We start from the raw sequence: 18,061 nt of genomic DNA, 5'->3' as shown, positions 1-18,061 counted from the left end.
TAACAATACTCAAAATTTTAATATTGAAGTCGTTTCGAGAGCTATAATTGGTATATTATCCCATCTTTTAGAGCTAGGAAGCATAAGCATTAATATAGTTTCATTAATAATTAACGAAATTGCTTATTATAAGGGATTGACAGATTTAGAAAATACATTTCTATATGGTTATGGTGATTTTTATGATTTAGCTGTTCAAAAAATTTATGGAGATTTAGAATTAATAAGTAAAGAAATAAAAGAGTTTATATCTTTTTATGGAGACTTCAATTTTGAAAACCATGAAAGCTGGACCCAAATCAATAAAAATGTAAAAAATAAACTTCCAGAAAATTTGAAGTTATTAAAAGTCAAATATTATTAACTACTCTATCTTTCTTTTTCTTCTATAGAATTTTATTAATTTTGCTCTATGGATTTGAGAGATCAATTAAAGAACCTTTTTCCTGATCATGAAGAGCAGGATTTTAAGATGCCTGAAGAACAGTTCAAGCAGAAAGAACCTTTGGTATGTAAGTTTGAGAAAAAAGGAAGAAACGGCAAACCTGTAACGATTGTTGAAGGTTGGGAAGGCAGTGAGGAAGAGCTTAAAAATATCTCAAAAAAAATAAAAACCACCCTTGGAATAGGTGGTTCTGAAAAGGATGGAACGATTATTATTCAAGGAGATAATCGTGATAAAATAATGAATATCCTTAAGGAAATGGGATATAAAACTAAAAGAGTCGGCGGGTAAATTTTAGAAATAAATTTGGGTTTCCGGCATCATGGCTTTTAGTTTTTCAATGGTTGTTTTTTCCATTGGGTTGCCCGTTAATATTAATGTTTTAAGATTTTTCAATTGTGAAAATTCGGTTGGAAGATCTTTTAAATCATTATTCGCCAGATTCATACTGACTACATTTTTCAAACCTTTTACTTTAGGTGAAATTTCTTTGATATTGTTCTGACTCACATTTAAAAATTCCAGATTCTTTGACTGAAATAAATCTTCAGGAAGTTTTGATATAGAGTTTTGTTGTAATTCCAGATATTTTAATTGCTTCGGAAATTCTAAGTTTCCTAAATCTTTGATCTGATTGGAGGCCAGATTCAATGATTTTAAATTTTTAATTTCATCTAAATCTTTAGCAATAAAACTGATCTGATTTCCCTGCAGATTAATTTCCTCAAGACTAGGAATTTTTAATAACGCTTCAGGAAATACGTTCAGGTTATTGGCATCCAAATGAATCACTTTTAATTTCTGAAGTTTTGTCAGATTCGGATTAATGCTTGTCAGTTCATTTAAATTGATCGAAAAGCTTTCCAATTTCTGAAGTTCGGCAATTTCATCAGGAATGAATTTAATACTGTTTTCGTTCAGGTTTAGAATCGTCAGTTCTTTTAATGCAAAAATTGACTCATCCATTTTCTCGAACTTATTTTCCATTAAATTCAGGAAGAACATTGACTGTAACTGTTGAATTTCAGCAGGAAGATTAAACATTGTTTTTCCTCTGAAACTCATACTGTAAATGGTTTGGCCACTTTTCAGAGCATCTTCAACATTGGTATACGTAGGATATTTCACAGGATCAATCTGTGCTTTTGCCTGCGAAAGAAGAAGTATAAAAATAGAAAAAAAGATTTTTTTCATAGATAGAAAAAAGCCACCGGTAATCAAATTACCGGCAGCTTAGAATTATTAAGATTATTTTTTCAAAAGTTTTACCGTTTTCTGGAATCCACCGTCGGCTTCGATATTTAAAATCAAAACTCGGGAAGATTCAAGTTGTCTTGTAAAGTCTAAATCTAAGGCATTGCTTGTTCCTGAGAATTTCTGAGTGAACACAATTTTACCATCCATGCTGTAAGCGGTTACCGCAATATTTTTCAATCCTTTTGGAGAATTAATCTTCACGATTCCTGAAGTTGGGTTTGGAGCAACTGTTACTTCTGCTTCTGCATGCACTTCACCTGTTCCCAGAGATCCTGCAGTTCCCAAATTATTTTTAAGAGCCACTACGATTGTTGCAGATTTTCCGATATAATTGATAGTATTTCCTGTAGCATCTACATCTGTAGTGATCGTAGAATCCGGGTGCTGAATAGAGAAGAATCCGAATTTATGATCCGGTGTAAAGGTAAGACCAGTCGGTTCTGCACCTGCAGGCATAGAAGCGAACAGTTTCACTTTTGGATTCGCCTGAGTATGATCCGGAGCAATTACCCAAATGTAGTTTTTACCACCATCCTGAAGCACCCAAAGATTTCCAAGTTCGTCAAATGTAAGGTTGTCGTTTCCGTCTCCCCAAGCTTCCGTTTTTGTTCCCTGAGCGGTAGTGAAAGAATAGTTTGTGGTAAGACCACCTACGAAAGTTTCAACTTGAGAAGCTGTAGTTCCGTTGTCCTGCAATCTGTATACTTTATTCAATCCTTTTGCAGTAAAGTAAATTTTACCGTCAATCGGGCTAATATCAACATCTTCAATTCCGTTGAAAGAAGTTCCTCCTAAAGACTGTGCCAAAGCAGTTGTGTTGTTCTGGTCTGCTTTTGTTTTGTTAGGAACCTGAATCCATGTTGCTGTAGTGGCAACAGGATCTCCTCCACTTAATCCCTGATCCAGTTTTAAAACAAATAAATTTCCTGAAGAAAGGTTATTCGGAGTATCCATTACATATTTGTACACCATGTGAGTTCCGCCATCTTCCCCATAATAAGCTGTTGTTCCTGCATTGTTGATCACTACGTTTTCGTGATTCATAATTCCCATCTGCCAAAGTTTCCCTTTTGAACCGTCAGCATTTTGAGAAATTACCTGAGCGGTTGCAGGATCTATTTCTACCAACCATCCGTAATCTTTCATTCCATCTCCGTTCACGTCACTTGAAGTCGTCTGTTCTTCAGCCGTAACGACTGTTCCCCAAGGCGTAACTCCTCCTGAACAGTTTCTGATTGTCTGAACCAGACTTGGAGCAGAAAAGCTTACCGCTCTGGATTTTGTTAACTGCCAAAGTTTTGTAGACGCATTATAATTGATTTCAGCCATGGTTACCCCTCCAGGATTCGTTTCGTGGTTTACAGAAAGATATCCGTTGGTAGCACTTCCGTTTTTCGGAACATAGGCTGTAAAGTCATTCTGACCACCTACTAATCCTCCTCCTTCTGTATAATTATCACCTTCTTTTAAGATCAATTGATAGTTGTGCTCTACAGGAATGATCAGTTTATTGGTTTGAGCCGTAGGAACGATAGAAGTAAAGCAGCTGATATGATTCGCATTACAAGGAACCGGAGTTGTTGACACAATAGTTTTAAGATATGCATCAATTCTTAAATCTGAACTTGTTGCTCCTCTGTTATGCAATTCGATAGAGATTCTGTTGTTTCCGTTTACAAATTTAGATTTTGGAATTGTAAAAATGTTATATACACTTTCTGCTGCTCCATCAATTGTTGTACTGGACAATGTACTGAAATCAATTGTTCCGGTTGGCATATTGTCTCTTACAACCTCTTCTCCATTAAGATAAACAACGATACCGTCGTCTCTCATTACTCCCAGTTCCATTGAAGTTGAAAGATCATTAAGGTTCACGGTGAAGTCTTTAGCAAAATAAGCAGTGATGAGCCCCGTGTTTGTAAGAGTGGTTACCGGATCTCCATATCCTAAAGGACCATTTCCCTGAGACCATGCAGAAACATCATAGTTGGTGTCTTTCCATTGTGCAGCCAAAGCTGTGTTGTTGTCATTGTATTTCCAAGAAGAATTCTTGTTGAAAATAAAAGTCTGAGCGTTCAATAACGAACCCGTGACCATTGCAAGAGCTGCAACTGTTAGTAGTTTTCTTTTCATTTTAAATTTCGATTTATTAGACGTTGCAAAGCTATTTTATTGTCTTTAAGGCCCTGTTAATAGGACTTTAAATAAATATTATTAAATATTAATTAATCAAAAACCTAATGTTAATCAGGTTAACAGAGTATTAATAAATCTACCTATTGTGAAATTTAAAAATAAAACAGCCTGCATTTTAAATTTAAAACACAGGCTGTTGCTATAATAAAAACTGATAATTGACTGTTATTTTTTGCTTACATCTGTCAAAGAATTCAGGAATGCAATAATTTGTTTCATTTCTTTCTGGGTAAGGTTCAGTTTGTCCGGAGCCAGCGTTTGATTCTTCAGCTTCAGACCGAGACCTTCTCCTCCCCCTTCATTATAAAAATCCAGAACTTCTTCCAGCGTATTAAAAGCACCGTTGTGGAAGTACGGTTTTGTCAAGGCAATATTCCTTACCGTTACCGTTTTAAAAGAGTTTTCGTAGATCCAAGAATTTTCTTTTTTTACAGGACTGTTTACTCTTCCTTTATCAGTATCAAGTTCCAATGGTTTTTGGCTGATCGGCTTTTTGGTAATTCCCAAAACTTCCGATTCATTTTCATTAAAGAACGGCGGAACCAGACCAGAGAAATTAGGCGCAAAATGGCAGGTTGCACAATTCGCTTTTCCCATAAATAAATTAAATCCTTCTTTCGCATCGGAAGAAATTTCCTTTTCATTTCTCATGAACTGATCAAAATCACTTTCATAAGAGTATAGTGATGCTACATAAGAACTTAACGCTTTAGAAAAGTTTTCTTTGCTTACCTCTCCGTTTTTAAAAGCTGCTTTGAAGGCTTTTTTGTACTCCTTATTGGTTTTTAATTTCCGGATGACGCTTTCATAGCTTGTATTGAACTCATCTTCATTATAAATTACATGTTCTGCTTGCTGTTCAAGATAAAAAGCTCTTAGATCATAAAAAAATCTTTTCGCAAAAACAGCATTATATAAAGACGGCGAATTTCTCAATACCGTTTTCCCTTCTACATTACTCTGAGACTTTGTTTTTAAATCAGTAAATGCATTTTCAGGTAAATGACAGGTTGCACAACTCATTTTCCCGTTATCACTCAGATTCTGATCATAAAAAATCTCTTTTCCTAATTTTCTTAAATCTTCACTGTCTTCATTTTGCTTTAATAAAGTGTAGAAATAAGGATTCAGAAAATCGCTGCTGAAAAGGTTTTTATTATTAACATTCCAGCCGGAAAATTCTTTCAGATCGTCACTTCTTCCATCCCATTTTCCAAACTCTTCATATAAAGGCTGAATATATTTTTTATAGAACTCAATTCTGTCAAAAGTTTCAAAATCCGTATTCTTTGAAAGATAATCGATCCCTTCTTTCAGGATTGAATTTGCTTTCTGAGTCGTATAATTTTTAAAATAAGGATCATCATTAATATACCTTTTCATTCCGGAAAAAGCATGATTTGCCTCTTCAGAAACATTTAACGAACCCGGAGTATCAAAACCCGTAACTCCCAAACTGTATATTCTGATCAGCTCGATTCTTAATGGTAACGTTTTATTATTTCCTTTACTCAAACCATTTTTCATTGCACTTAAATAGAAGTTTGCAAAACTGTTGTATAAGAAATTGGTGATCGATTTAATTTTCTCTTTTTGTTCCGCTACTTCATCAGAAAAAATCAGTTCATCCAATACCTGCAATCCTTCCGGAGGAAGCGTGTAAGCTGTTGTTCCTGCTGCTTCAATGTGAAATAATGGCGCTGCATTTAAATGGGTTTTGGTAAATTCAGGATAATGATAGGCCACATAAAATTCAATTTCTTTAAAAGAATTTCTGGTGTTTTTTAAAGATTGTTGAAGCTGATCCAGGGAAATTTTATCCTCCGAAAACTGATGTGTATCCGTTTTTAGCTGATTCAGTTTGTTTTTAAAATCTGTCAGTCCTATGTTGATCATTGTACTTTCGCTTTCCACTCCTTTATCAACAGAATTAAAAGACATTACAGCAAAACCAGCTAACAGAACAAGAAGAGCAATAGGATAAAATTTCATCAATTATTTTTTGCGCAAAACTATTGACATGAAGCGAATACTGCGTTACCGTAATTTTAAGTTTGAATTAAATAATGTTTACGTTTGTTTTCAAGGATTTTTTATTAATTTTAAATCCCGAAATCAAATTCATTACTCAGCGGTCAATTTCTATATTGATTCCGGTTTTAAAATAATGATGAAGGATATTGGGGAGGATTTTAAAGATTGCAAAAATCAAATTACAGTTTAAACTATAAAAAACATATTTATGCTAAATAAACTTGCGGCTTCAGAGCTTGTTCTGAACGAAGATGGAAGTGTTTATCACTTAAACCTTTTACCTGAAGATATTGCGGAAAAGATCATCCTTGTTGGAGATCCGGATCGTGTAGCGAAGGTTTCGAAATATTTTGATAAAGTAGAGGTTAAGAAAAATAAAAGAGAATTCTACACCCATACAGGAACTTTAAGAGGCGAAAGAATCACGGTAATGTCAACCGGAATCGGAACAGAAAATATTGACATCGTCATGAATGAGCTTGATGCTTTAGTAAATATTGACCTTAAAAATAAAGAGTTCAAAACGGAACATTCTGCGCTTCAGTTATTCAGAATGGGAACTTGCGGAAGTGTAAATCCTGAGGTTCAGGTTGACAATATGCTCGTTACGCAAAACGTTGTAGGATTGGATGGTTTGATGCATTTTTATCAGGATTATGAATTTGAGAATGAATTTTCAAAGAACTTTCTGTCTCAGTTCCCTTATCCGAAAATCAAGCCCATGTTGTATTTCGCAGAATGGGCAGAAGAATTGGGAGAACTATACAAAGACGCAAAATATCACGGAAATACAGCGACTTTCCCGGGATTTTACGCTCCTCAGGGAAGACAGCTTCGTTTAAAAGCTGTTGACGACAAGTTTTTGGAAACTTTAAATGATCTTGGAGTCACCAACTTTGAAATGGAAACTTCTGCGATCTATGCGTTATCTAAACTTTTAGGGCACAAAGCAATTACCGTAAACAACGTCATTGCCAACAGAAGACGCGGAGAATTCTCGGCAGATCATCATACTTCTGAAAAGAATCTGATCGAATGGGTGTTGGAGAGAATTGTAAAATAAATATATAAAATAAGAGACTTTTTAAATTTAAAAAGTCTCTTATTTTTCATCAACTCTCAAACCTTTTTTCATTATTTCAGTATATGATTGCATTAAAAGTTTATCAAAAAGACAAACGATGGTGGAAAAATATAAGTTATTCTACCTATTCTCTTCTTATTTTAATATTCGCAATCTCTACATTTCAGTTTTTTAAAATTAATCCTCAATATGTTTTAATTGTTGTTGTTTTATATTTTATTGGTTTAATGATTTATCGTTCTTATGAGTTTGAGCCATTACCTGGAAAAATAACAGGAATACTTTATTTGAAGGATAACGCTATAAATGTTTTAAATAAGGAAATTTATTTTTCTGAAATCAAGTATATCAATATTGATATCAACTATTATCGTGGATTTAATAAAGACAAAGCCTTTTCTAAAAATTCAGGTACAAAATATCATTCAGGAAATAAAAATTATTACAGAATTATTTTAAAAAATCATGAAGAAATAAAAGGGTAATTTATTATAGAAAGAGAAAGTCAGTATTTAGAAGTAAATGAGTACTCTAAATACTTGAAAACTAAAATCATATAGTAGTTTTACTATTTTCTTAAATAACAGTCCTCCACATGATCATTCATCATTCCTGTGGCTTGCATATGAGCATACACAACGGTGGAACCCATAAATTTAAAGCCTCTTTTCTTTAGATCCTTAGATAAGGTATCTGAAATCTCTGTGGTGGCAGGAACATCTTTTAACGTTTTAGGACGGTTGTCAATGGGTTTTCCTTCTACAAATCCCCAAATATACTTTGAAAAACTGCCAAATTCCTTCTGGATTTCCTGAAACTTCTGTGCATTGGTAACCGTGGCCAAAATCTTGAGCCGGTTTCTTATAATGCCTGTATCCTGCATCAGTTCTTCTATTTTTTCATCAGAATAGGAAGCAATTTTTTTATAATCAAAATCATCAAAGGCTTTCCGGAAATTTTCTCTTTTGGTAAGAATGGTATACCAGCTTAATCCGGCCTGAAAACTTTCCAGAATCAGAAACTCGAAAATGGTTTCATCATCATATACGGGTTTCCCCCATTCTTCATCATGGTATTTTCTGTATACATCGTCTTTTTCACACCATCCACAACGTATTTTTTCCATACTTGTTTATTTTATTCACTTAAAGATACATTTGTTGGTAAAAAGATAACAAAAGTTTATGAAAAGTTTAACACGCTTCTGCGATTTTAGGAATGGTTATTGATTATTTACTAATAACAATAAATGAAGTTAAAAATGGTGTAAACAAATATAAATTTCAGTTATATAAATATTTTCAACAAAAACGGAGTCTTTTTTATAGAAGGCTTCGTTTTTATTATGTTGTAAACACAAATTATTCCTACATTTGTAGGTAAATAAACATTAAAAAATTATGTCATACGGTTTACTTAAAGGCAAAAAGGGAATTATTTTTGGAGCCCTTAATGAACAATCAATCGCATGGAAGGTTGCAGAAAGATGTCATGAAGAAGGCGCTGAGTTTATCTTATCTAATGCTCCTATCGCTTTGAGAATGGGGGAACTTAACGATTTAGCAGAAAAAACCGGATCTGAAGTAATTGGTGCAGATGCCACTTCTGTTGAAGATCTTGAAAAACTTTTTGATGCTGCAACAGCAAAATTTGGTAAAATCGACTTTATCCTTCACTCTATAGGAATGTCTATCAATGTGAGAAAAGGAAAACATTATACAGAAATGAACTACGACTGGTTGGAAAAGGGTTGGGATATTTCAGCTGTTTCTTTCCACAAAGTAATGCGTGTGGCTTGGGAAAAAGACTGTATGAATGAATGGGGAAGTATTTTGGCGCTTACTTATATTGCGGCTCAAAGAACATTCCCGGATTACAATGATATGTCTGATAACAAAGCGTATCTTGAAAGCATCGCAAGAACTTTCGGAAACTATTGGGGAGAAAGAAAAGTACGTGTAAACACCGTTTCTCAATCTCCTACAATGACTACTGCAGGAAGCGGAGTAAAAGGTTTCGGAGGATTCTTAGGATATGCGGAAGATATGTCTCCACTAGGAAATGCTACAGCTCTTGAATGTGCAGACTACTGTGTTACGCTGTTCTCGGATCTTACTAAAAAAGTAACAATGCAGAATCTTTTCCATGATGGTGGATTCAGCAGCTCTGGAGTTACTCAGAAAGTGATCAGTAAATATGATGCAGAATAATTAATCTGATTATTTTTAGATATAAACCGTTTCAAAAATGAAACGGTTTTTTTGTTCTCTTTTATTAAATTTAATTTGAATTGATAAAATATGTAATAAAAGAATAAATTAAGTTGTAAATTTATAATACAAACCGATGATTATAAAGTATGTCCTATTTTCAAACCCTTATTATTGTTTTTGCTACAATAGCATTATTTCTGTATGGCTTAAAAAGCTTTAGTGAAGAAGTCAAGAAACTAAGTACAGAAAAACTTCAAAGTCTTATTTCTAAAGTTACCCGATATAGCATTAGTGGATTTATCTTAGGAGCTGTATTAACCAGTATTATCCAATCTAGCAGTGCTGTAAGCTCTATTACCGTTGCATTAGTCGATTCAGGGGTTATCAGTTTTGTCAATAGTCTTTCTGTTTTATTGGGAGCCAATGTTGGTTCCACTTCTACGGCTTGGCTCGTAACATTTAATGTAGGAGCAATTGCCCCCTATTTTATAATCTTGGGAATGATCATAAGCTTAATTCCCTCCAAAATACAGCTTGCAGGAAAATCTGTTTTTTATTTTGGCTTCATTTTATTTAGTCTTGAGCTTATTAGCCAATCTATTGAACCCTTCAAGACAGATCCTTTTATCGTTACTGTGCTTAAAATGACGGATAATCATATTATTGGTATTCTAAGCGGTATTGTTGTAACAGCATTAGTACAGTCGAGTTCTGTCACAACTGGGTTGGCGATTCTTCTTACACAGCAAGGTATATTAAATTCTGAGGGAGCTATCTCTATCATTTTAGGTTCAAATATAGGGACATCAAGCACTGCACTTATCGCTTCTTTACAACTCAACAAATGGGCTAAACTATCTGCTACCTCTAATTTTATTTTCAATTGTTTGGGTGTTTTGATATGCTTTCCATTCATCAATCTCCTGAATAGACTTACGATGTACCTATCTGATGACATTACTTATCAAGTCGCTTATGCTCATCTATTATTTAATATATTTCTTTCCCTGCTAATATTACCGTTTATTAAAAAGATTGCTTTCTGGTTGGAAAGTAAGTTCTTTACATCTATGGAATAAATTTTCTCATCAGTAATTATGGTAACAATTGCAGTAATCTGTATAAAGAAAAATTGCAGTAATATCCTGAAATTTGTTCTATAAATTTTACAAAATAATTATGAAAAAGAGAATATTAGGAAAAAGCGGATTAGAGGTTTCTGAATTAGGATTGGGATGTATGGGATTAACTTTCGGATACGGTCATCCTTCGAGTGAAAAAGACGCTATTGAGCTTATTCAGAAAGCTTATGATTTAGGAATTACCTTTTTTGATACTGCAGAGGCTTACAGCCAGGGAATCAACGAAGAGTTTGTAGGTAAAGCTGTGAAATCTTTCCGTGAAAACGTAGTAATTGCTACAAAGTTTGGGTTTTTAGATGGCGATGCTAATAAGGGAGTAGACAGCAGACCTGAAAATATCCGAAAAGTAACAGAAGCTTCTTTAAAGCATTTAAATACAGACGTTATTGATCTGCTCTACCAACATCGTGTAGATCCTAACGTACCCATGGAAGACGTTGCCGGAACTGTAAAAGAGCTTATTATAGAAGGTAAAGTAAAACATTTTGGAATGAGTGAAGCAGGTGTACAAAGCATTCGTACAGCCCATGCCATTCAGCCGGTGACAGCTCTACAAAGTGAATATTCTATGTTCTGGCGTGAACCTGAAAAAGAAATTCTTCCGGTATTGGAAGAACTGGGAATTGGATTTGTTCCTTTCAGTCCGTTGGGAAAAGGTTTCTTAACAGGAGCTATTAATGCTGATACCACCTTTACTCAAAATGATTTTAGAAATGTTATTCCTAGATTTTCAGCAGATAACCGAAAAGCGAATCAACAACTGGTAGAACTGGTAACAAAGATTGCTGAAGAAAAAAATGCAAGTCCTGCTCAAATTTCATTAGCGTGGCTTCTTGCCCAAAAACCTTGGATCGTTCCTATTCCCGGAACGACAAAGATCCATCGATTGGAAGAAAATGCTGGTGCAGCAAAAATTGAGCTTACCGCTGAAGAGTTAAATACGATTACAAAAGCTTTGGATGAAATTCAAATAATTGGAGAGCGTTATCCTGCACATTTACAAGCGCGTGTTGGGAAATAGTATATTTGATTTATTTCCTGATGAAACTTATTATGAAATTAGGGTATTAATATAATACCCTAATTTTTATAAAATAACTCTTAGGCTAGGAGGAATAGAAAGATAAATTTTTGTCCTAAAAAAGGTAACAACTCCAGGCTTTTTAAATTTACCAAATGACTCCCCAAAAAATTACACACCTGTCCTTTTTGCTTATTGCGATACCTTTAGAATACCCATTACTCCAGTTATCTGGCATTTGGGGATTAGAAATAAGATCGAATTTTTTGAAGAAATCTTTGTTATTAGCTCCAAGAATATAAAATTCAAAATTATCATTTAAATATGTTCTGGAAGTATTATTTATAAATCTATAATCTAAGAATTTTGGAATAGGAAGTTTGTTTTTATAACAATCTTTATTGACTTCAGTTTTTCTTTTTTCAAAATCTATAAATATTTCTTCAGACCCCAGAGTATGTCTTTGCTGTTTCAAACTGATTTATAATCAATAAACAAGAATCAGAATTCTTATATCTCGCAATAGACTTTGCCTTGCAGGCTATTTCCAGACTATCCAAATAATTGTTATTCACATTATATTCATAAAATAAGATACCAATAGTATTTTTCCTTACATTTTCATTTACTATTTCATCGTGCTCATTGCTTATATTCTTGTGAGGGAAATGATCTATTAATTTGAATCAAACTTTGCCATTTTTTCATTTAATTGATTTCCCCCTATCGAAACATTCTTTTTGCAAGAAATTACAAATAGTAGAAAACACAGTAATATTATTGCTTTGTTCATATAGTTACTAGTTTATAAGGCTTGTTGCAGCATTAACAACTTCTTTAATTGTTTGTAAAATAATGTTTTGGCTATCTGAAGGCTTCTTAGGATTATTATCATAAAAAATTTCTAATTTCTTGTGGACTTTGCCCCGACTCATGTTCTTTCAAAATTGCCAAAATTTGGCTCTCTGTAAATTTACTTGTTTTCATATCCTAAAATTAATTGTTTTTTCTCGTTAATTTTAGGGTTATAATTGGTCTAGTTTTTAGAGAAACTTACAATTACACCAAAACAAATACCGCCCACGGTATTAAAAATTTTGAGGATAAAATTTACTATTACATTATAAGATTCCTCGATCTAAGGTTAACTCTGCATTTTACAATATGTTGATTTAAAACTCCTTTTAATGATTAAGGTTATTTAGGATTGTGAAGTATTATTTCGACATTTTTAGATTTAAATTTCTTTTCTTGAGAACTAATTAAATCATCAGTAAGTATTTCATTAGTTCCTAAATTCTCATTTTCTACATTTAAAACTTCTGAAAATAGCCCTTTAACAATTATTTCTCCCTCAACTGGAATTTCTAATTTGAACTGATAGTGGTTTTTATTTTTTTCACTTTTACTTTTTGATTCCTCTAAAACATCATTATTACTATTCATAACAAGATAATATAGATTTGCTGACAAAGCAGGTTTTTCTGATTTTGGTGTACAAAAAGAATATGTAATAATATCTTTATTATTTTGCTTTTTCTTGTCAAAAGTATAAAACTTACTTCTAACCGAGTCTATAATGTTACCTTTATAGAAAATAAATTGATTAACTTTCTCTTTGTTTTCAAAGTAGATATACTGCAATTTCACCTTGTTGAGAGCATTATTTTTATCTCGGATATTCCACCAACCCATTTTCTTATTTAATTTTTTACTTATATAACCATCAATCATATAGTCATCATTATCTGCTTTAATCTTGATTAGTGAATCTTCATCTATTTTTTGAACATTACTATATTGTTCTAGATTCGTAATTTGATTGAATAAAGTATTAGAGCTAATAAACGTTTTGTCCTCTTTCTTACAAGACAAAGTACATAGTCCAAAAAAAATTAATATTATATTATTTTTTACCATATTTTTTAACTGCCAATTATGTAATCTAGAATTACTAATTGAATCTACTTTTGGTAATGTGTTATCATAAAATCTATGTATTCCCTCATCCGTATACTGATATTTCAGAACGCTATCAATTAATTTACTTGTTCTCATATCCTAAAATTAATTGTTTTTTCTCGTTAATTTTAGGGTGATAATTGGTCCAGTTTTTAACTGCATTTGTTCCTCTAACCAGTTTAGTGTTAAGCTGGGAGAGTCTATTGTAATTGTTTTTTCAAAGATTTATAGGCTGTTTTTGATGAAGCTTATTGTGAAATTAGGGTATCGATATAATACCCTAATTTTTATAAAATAATTCTTAGATAGGAGTATTAGAAGTATAAACTTTTTGTCCTAAAAAAGGTAGGATCTCCCGTTTTTACTTGCTGTTCAAAGTAGGAAGATCTTTTGTAATAGTATAAGTCTCAATATAACATAGACCTTTCAAGTTTTTAGACCGATATATATTATCCATTCCTCGATCTCTGCATATCTCTGTTTGTTCATCAAATTTTATACAATCTGGAACAAATTCAAGAGGACTACCTGTTGCTACATTTTTAGGTATGTAATCTTCAGGTTTAATTATTCCATCAAGATTGAATGAATTATATTTATTTCCTATTTTAATCGTCTTACATTTAATAGCTATTTCCTTCTTTGAAATAATTTTATATTTTTTTCCTTCAAAGCTTAGATATATCAGATAATAATTATTAATTGAATCAATTTTGTAAACAGTATAATTGTTTTTATTATCAACTTCAACTTTCTTGCTTTCACGATTAGTGATGCAACCTATTTGTAAAACTAAATATGAAAAACTAAATAAAAAAAAACAATTGTTTTTTAATACGGTGTATATGTTCCATTTGAATATTTTGTAAAAATTGTTTTGCCACTTGACATAAATTCGACACTTTTGACATCAGTACCCTTAGGACAAAATGACAAACCAGTTGGATTTGTCAAAATTATCCCATCATTTGTCATATATCGGAGATTCATACTTCCACCTGGTTGCTTAACAGCTGAGTTATGAGCTCTGGAATAAACGGTTGCTGGATTTAATGCATCATTTTGTGTTGCTGGCCCTACAAAATTATTCTCAGTTCTAGAGATTAAGCTACCTTCATAAGCTTCTGAAACTTCATGTAAAACCCCTTCTCCTGGTTTGTAGGCCAAATCACCCATTCTCCCTAATATTTCAGGATTAATAGCTTGTTCTGCCGTAACTTTTCCTGTGATCGCATCTAAAGAATTTCCTAAGAATGCACCTCCATTATGTGTTAAGCCACTTTTTGTAGTAAGTGTATTTTCAGCCTCTACATTAACTAATATAGAATGATCATTTATAATTTTTGCAACCTCTGCTGCATTGCCACTTAAAGCTCCTGTTGAGTTTTGAATATAACTAACATTCCCATTAGTGTCTCTTGATAATGTTATGTCTGAACCAGCTGATTTCTGTAATTCTATCAATGCTTTATCTGCCGCTCCACCATTTATACGAATATCCTTAGACTCCCTTCCATCCGGATCGATAAATCTAATCGGGTTATTAAACGCATAATTATAAGGACTATGTCGAGTCATTTTCTCCGCCAGCGGATCTACCACACCCCATCTTCCAATATCCGGCATATAGAATCTTGCGCCGTAATCATACATTCCTGAATCCGTCTGTAATTCCTTACCATTGTACTTATATTGGTATGGAGAATTTCCAGATGTAGGATTATACCCACCATGTTTCAAACCAAAAGGATAATAATTGTTTTCTTCAAGAACTTTTACATTTTTCTAATGAAGCTTATTATGACTATATTAATGCCCTAATTTTTATCAAATATCTCTTGGGCTAGAAATATTAAAAGTATAAAATTTTTACCTTAAAAAAAGTAGCAACTCCAAGAGGGGAATATTAATCAAATTTCATTGAACTTGGAGTTTCTATTACTATATAATATTCTTTATTATTCTTATTTACTCCCGAATATCTCTTTTTGTAAATTTTACTATCCTTATTAAATATATTAATAATAATATAATTTTGATTTAGAAAAAACTTAGGTATTTCCATATTATATGACTTTTTTGACACTAAGTTTTTATTTATTGTTAATATTGTATTGAATGAAATTTTGTAGTTATCAGTACTATTTTTTATAAATCCACTATAGTCCTGCATTTCAAAATTTAAATTTCCCGGTACATATTCTCCCAAAATCTTTTTTTCAGTTATTTTAGAATCACTGATTGTAAAATCATAAATACTTTTATTAATTTCTCCATCAATCAGGATAATCATATTTATGCTTTCATTTTGAGAAAAAAAAGAACTCGAAAAAAATAGGCATAATAAAAAAATATATTTTTTTAAGATTTTATTTTCCATTTCTGTTAAGTATATTTTGTATTACTTGTTTAGTTAAAATCATTGATGGCTTAGATATATTATTTCCTCTATAAATTGCCGCTCCTACTGGCCTACTATCCTTATATGAACCATCAGAATTTTTGGTCACATTAGTTGTATTATAAACCTCTAATCTTCCCACAATTATATTTGTTCCTTTACCAGCAAAGGTTTTATCATCCACTCCAACAGTTGGAGTCAAGGCATCAAAGGGAAAAGCTAATCCATTAGCCTCAAAAATACCTGCAGGATGAAGATGAATTGTTGTATGTGTACCAGCAGGAATTGGTATTGAAGCGGGAGCTGTTGCAACACCATTCGCATCGACTGTTGGTAAAGGCCCTGTTTCCCCTCTTAATATTACATTATCTCCCGAAATTGAAGTACTCTCTTCTCTAAATCCACCATTTGCATCACCCCTAGCTAAACATTTAAAGATTCTTTCAATCTACCATCAGGAGGAACAACCATATCAGAATTCAATTCACTCAATTTATCCGTAGAAATATGTTCTCCTTTTTTCTCAGCTGCTTTTATTGCCGTTTGGTCTTGCTTATTTGTAATCATTAAAGTTCCTTCAACATCAGTTCCATCTGTACCTATTTTTTTACCTTTTTCATTTACATAATCAATTGGATCTCTTCCATCCGGATCAATAAACCTAATCGGATTATTGTAAGCATAAGTATAAGGCGACCAACGACGTGAAGTTTCTGCGAGCGGATCAACCACACCCCATCTACCTAAATCCGGCATATAGAATCTCGCTCCATAATCATACATCCCAGACTCCTGCAGTTCCTTACCGTTGTACTTATACTGGTAATAACATTATTTACTTTTATTAAATAATTTCCAATAAGATGCTTTTTCTCCTTTTCCATAATCTCTCTCAAAAAGAGTTAAAACCTTTCCAGATTTAGGGTCTAGTTCTATGACTTTTGTATTTTTTTCATTACCACAATCCTGTATTTGCCATACATCTTGATTTTTATTATGAAAACTTGCGTTAGTTATCGATTGATAACAAATGTTTTTGAAACCATTTGCTTTGGCAATTTTTACAGCTTTCTTAGGAGAAAGATATTCTTTGTTCTTTATTTTATTATAATATTCTAATACTTGATTATTTGAAAAATCATTAACTTCTTTTCTATACGCGAACTCACATGTATATATCCTCTGATGAAATACAAAACCTTTATATAAAAAATGATATTTATAATATTCATTGTAATATTTAGGATATTGATTTAAATATTTTTGTAAAGCTGCAATATTATTAATATTTATAAAAATTCTTTTAAAATCATCATCACTTTCTATATCATTTGTTGTGAACAAACCAATATAGCTTTCTTCCTCTTTATATTTTATATTTTTTTTTAAAAACTCTTCTCCAAAAAAGTCTTTAAATACAGAATCATATTTTGATCTGCATTGTTCTTTTAATTCAATTTTATCTTGTGAAAAAATATTAATACATAAGAAAAGAAAGAAAATTAAATATTTGATATTCATTCTATAATTTTAATTTAATTGCTTTAATGGATTGTAAAAATATGATCTCAATGATCAATATTGTTTTGAAGGAATAAATATTTGTTTATTTTTTCCTTGAACCTTGTTCCAATAATTAGCTTTTTCCCATGGATAATAATCTCTTTGATATAGTCTTAATTCTTTTCCATCTTTTGAATCAAGCTCTAATATATTAATTGTACTACTATTACTGCAATCTTTTATTTCCCAAAATATTTTATTTTTATAATAATTATTACTTACAAGGCTTTGTGAGCATATATTTTTAAACATTTTTAATTTTGCTATTTTAAAAACCTTCTTTGGGCTAATATATTCCTTACTTTTTATTTTTTCATAATGATCAAGAACTTGTTCATTTTCAAAATCAAATTGCTTTTCATTATTTATAAAATCAGATCTATATACTTTCTGATAAAAAGAATATCCATTATATAAGAATTTATAAGTGTAAAAATCAAAAAAAGAAAAATATTGATCATTATTATAAAATTTTGATAGAAGAAAAATATTCTTTTTATTTATAAAAAAGTTTTTTGTATTAGAATTATCATCATTGCTAATATCTAATGTATCAACGCTTAAGAAATATTTCTCTGAACTATATTTTATATTTTTTTTGAAAAAAGATTTTCCAAAATATTTTGAAAATGCAGAATCATATTTTATCTTATATTTTTCATATGTATTAATATTATTTTGTGCAAAAATTCGTGTACTAACAAAGAGTAACAATAAGACGTATCTGGTTTTAAACATAT

Annotated in this window: 17 protein-coding genes and 2 pseudogenes; 7 read left to right on the top strand and 12 right to left on the bottom strand. The window is 31.8% G+C overall.

Features of this window, described 5'->3' with window-relative positions:
* Positions 1–136 precede the first annotated feature (136 nt).
* Both JI747_RS03385 and JI747_RS03380 read left to right on the top strand, forming a co-directional pair.
* Complete coding sequence (locus tag JI747_RS03385; RefSeq protein WP_225686283.1) at positions 137–364, top strand: hypothetical protein; 228 nt, start codon at positions 137–139, stop codon at positions 362–364.
* Between the two features lie 48 nt (positions 365–412).
* On the top strand, positions 413–736 hold the full coding sequence (locus JI747_RS03380) for a translation initiation factor (protein WP_225686282.1): 324 nt from the start codon (positions 413–415) through the stop codon (positions 734–736).
* Between the two features lie 3 nt (positions 737–739).
* On the opposite strand, the gene JI747_RS03375 is transcribed toward JI747_RS03380, so the two are convergent.
* The 3 genes from JI747_RS03375 to JI747_RS03365 form a co-directional block, all read right to left on the bottom strand.
* Positions 740–1,639, bottom strand: coding sequence for a leucine-rich repeat domain-containing protein (locus JI747_RS03375; protein WP_225686281.1), 900 nt, complete (start codon positions 1,637–1,639; stop codon positions 740–742).
* Between the two features lie 54 nt (positions 1,640–1,693).
* Entirely contained in the window at positions 1,694–3,838 is a 2,145-nt protein-coding gene (locus tag JI747_RS03370; RefSeq protein WP_225686280.1) for an alkaline phosphatase PhoX, read from the bottom strand.
* Between the two features lie 228 nt (positions 3,839–4,066).
* A complete protein-coding gene (locus JI747_RS03365) occupies positions 4,067–5,893 on the bottom strand; it encodes a cytochrome-c peroxidase (protein WP_225686279.1) in 1,827 nt (608 codons plus the stop codon).
* A 250-nt stretch (positions 5,894–6,143) separates the two neighbouring features.
* Between JI747_RS03365 and JI747_RS03360 the strand changes: the two genes are divergently transcribed.
* Positions 6,144–6,998 carry a nucleoside phosphorylase gene (locus tag JI747_RS03360; RefSeq protein WP_225686278.1) on the top strand — a complete coding sequence of 285 codons (855 nt, stop codon included), beginning with the start codon at positions 6,144–6,146 and terminating at the stop codon, positions 6,996–6,998.
* Between the two features lie 83 nt (positions 6,999–7,081).
* Positions 7,082–7,504: a hypothetical protein gene (locus tag JI747_RS03355; RefSeq protein WP_225686276.1), complete on the top strand. Its 423-nt coding sequence runs from the start codon at positions 7,082–7,084 to the stop codon at positions 7,502–7,504.
* An 83-nt stretch (positions 7,505–7,587) separates the two neighbouring features.
* Here the strand turns inward: JI747_RS03355 and JI747_RS03350 are convergent, their stop codons facing one another.
* Positions 7,588–8,145 (bottom strand): DNA-3-methyladenine glycosylase I, encoded by a 558-nt coding sequence (locus tag JI747_RS03350; protein ID WP_225686274.1) that lies wholly within the window; start codon positions 8,143–8,145, stop codon positions 7,588–7,590.
* A gap of 274 nt (positions 8,146–8,419) precedes the next feature.
* On the opposite strand from JI747_RS03350, the gene JI747_RS03345 reads away from it, so the two are divergent.
* The 3 genes from JI747_RS03345 (at position 8,420) to JI747_RS03335 (ending at position 11,395) form a co-directional block, all read left to right on the top strand.
* Complete coding sequence (locus tag JI747_RS03345; protein WP_225686272.1) at positions 8,420–9,229, top strand: enoyl-ACP reductase FabI; 810 nt, start codon at positions 8,420–8,422, stop codon at positions 9,227–9,229.
* Positions 9,230–9,378: 149 nt separating this feature from the next.
* Positions 9,379–10,311, top strand: coding sequence for a Na/Pi cotransporter family protein (locus JI747_RS03340; protein ID WP_225686270.1), 933 nt, complete (start codon positions 9,379–9,381; stop codon positions 10,309–10,311).
* Positions 10,312–10,411: 100 nt separating this feature from the next.
* The gene (locus JI747_RS03335; RefSeq protein ID WP_225686268.1) at positions 10,412–11,395 is read left to right on the top strand and encodes an aldo/keto reductase; all 984 of its coding nucleotides are present in this window, start codon (positions 10,412–10,414) and stop codon (positions 11,393–11,395) included.
* 148 nt (positions 11,396–11,543) lie between these two features.
* Here JI747_RS03335 and JI747_RS03330 read toward each other — a convergent pair whose 3' ends face one another.
* The 8 genes and pseudogenes from JI747_RS03330 to JI747_RS03295 all read right to left on the bottom strand — a co-directional run bounded on the left by JI747_RS03330 (position 11,544) and on the right by JI747_RS03295 (position 18,059).
* On the bottom strand, positions 11,544–11,870 hold the full coding sequence (locus tag JI747_RS03330; RefSeq protein WP_225686267.1) for a hypothetical protein: 327 nt from the start codon (positions 11,868–11,870) through the stop codon (positions 11,544–11,546).
* A gap of 722 nt (positions 11,871–12,592) precedes the next feature.
* On the bottom strand, positions 12,593–13,453 hold the full coding sequence (locus JI747_RS03325) for a hypothetical protein (protein WP_225686266.1): 861 nt from the start codon (positions 13,451–13,453) through the stop codon (positions 12,593–12,595).
* Positions 13,454–14,863: 1,410 nt separating this feature from the next.
* Positions 14,864–15,133: pseudogene (locus JI747_RS20475) on the bottom strand (RHS repeat-associated core domain-containing protein); the annotation flags it as partial.
* Between the two features lie 130 nt (positions 15,134–15,263).
* Complete coding sequence (locus tag JI747_RS03315; protein ID WP_225686265.1) at positions 15,264–15,737, bottom strand: hypothetical protein; 474 nt, start codon at positions 15,735–15,737, stop codon at positions 15,264–15,266.
* On the bottom strand, positions 15,727–15,942 hold the full coding sequence (locus JI747_RS03310; RefSeq protein ID WP_225686264.1) for a hypothetical protein: 216 nt from the start codon (positions 15,940–15,942) through the stop codon (positions 15,727–15,729). The genes JI747_RS03315 and JI747_RS03310 overlap by 11 nt, the downstream gene beginning before the upstream one ends.
* A 448-nt stretch (positions 15,943–16,390) precedes the next feature.
* Positions 16,391–16,583 (bottom strand): annotated as a pseudogene (locus JI747_RS20470) (RHS repeat-associated core domain-containing protein); the annotation flags it as partial.
* A gap of 6 nt (positions 16,584–16,589) precedes the next feature.
* Positions 16,590–17,279, bottom strand: a complete 690-nt coding sequence (locus JI747_RS03300) for a hypothetical protein (protein ID WP_225686263.1) — start codon at positions 17,277–17,279, stop codon at positions 16,590–16,592.
* 54 nt (positions 17,280–17,333) lie between these two features.
* Complete coding sequence (locus tag JI747_RS03295; protein WP_225686262.1) at positions 17,334–18,059, bottom strand: hypothetical protein; 726 nt, start codon at positions 18,057–18,059, stop codon at positions 17,334–17,336.
* Positions 18,060–18,061 lie beyond the last annotated feature (2 nt).

Source organism: Chryseobacterium tagetis (assembly GCF_016735585.2).
In the GTDB taxonomy this organism is placed as follows: domain Bacteria; phylum Bacteroidota; class Bacteroidia; order Flavobacteriales; family Weeksellaceae; genus Chryseobacterium; species Chryseobacterium tagetis.
This window is presented reverse-complemented; position numbering and strand designations above follow the sequence as displayed.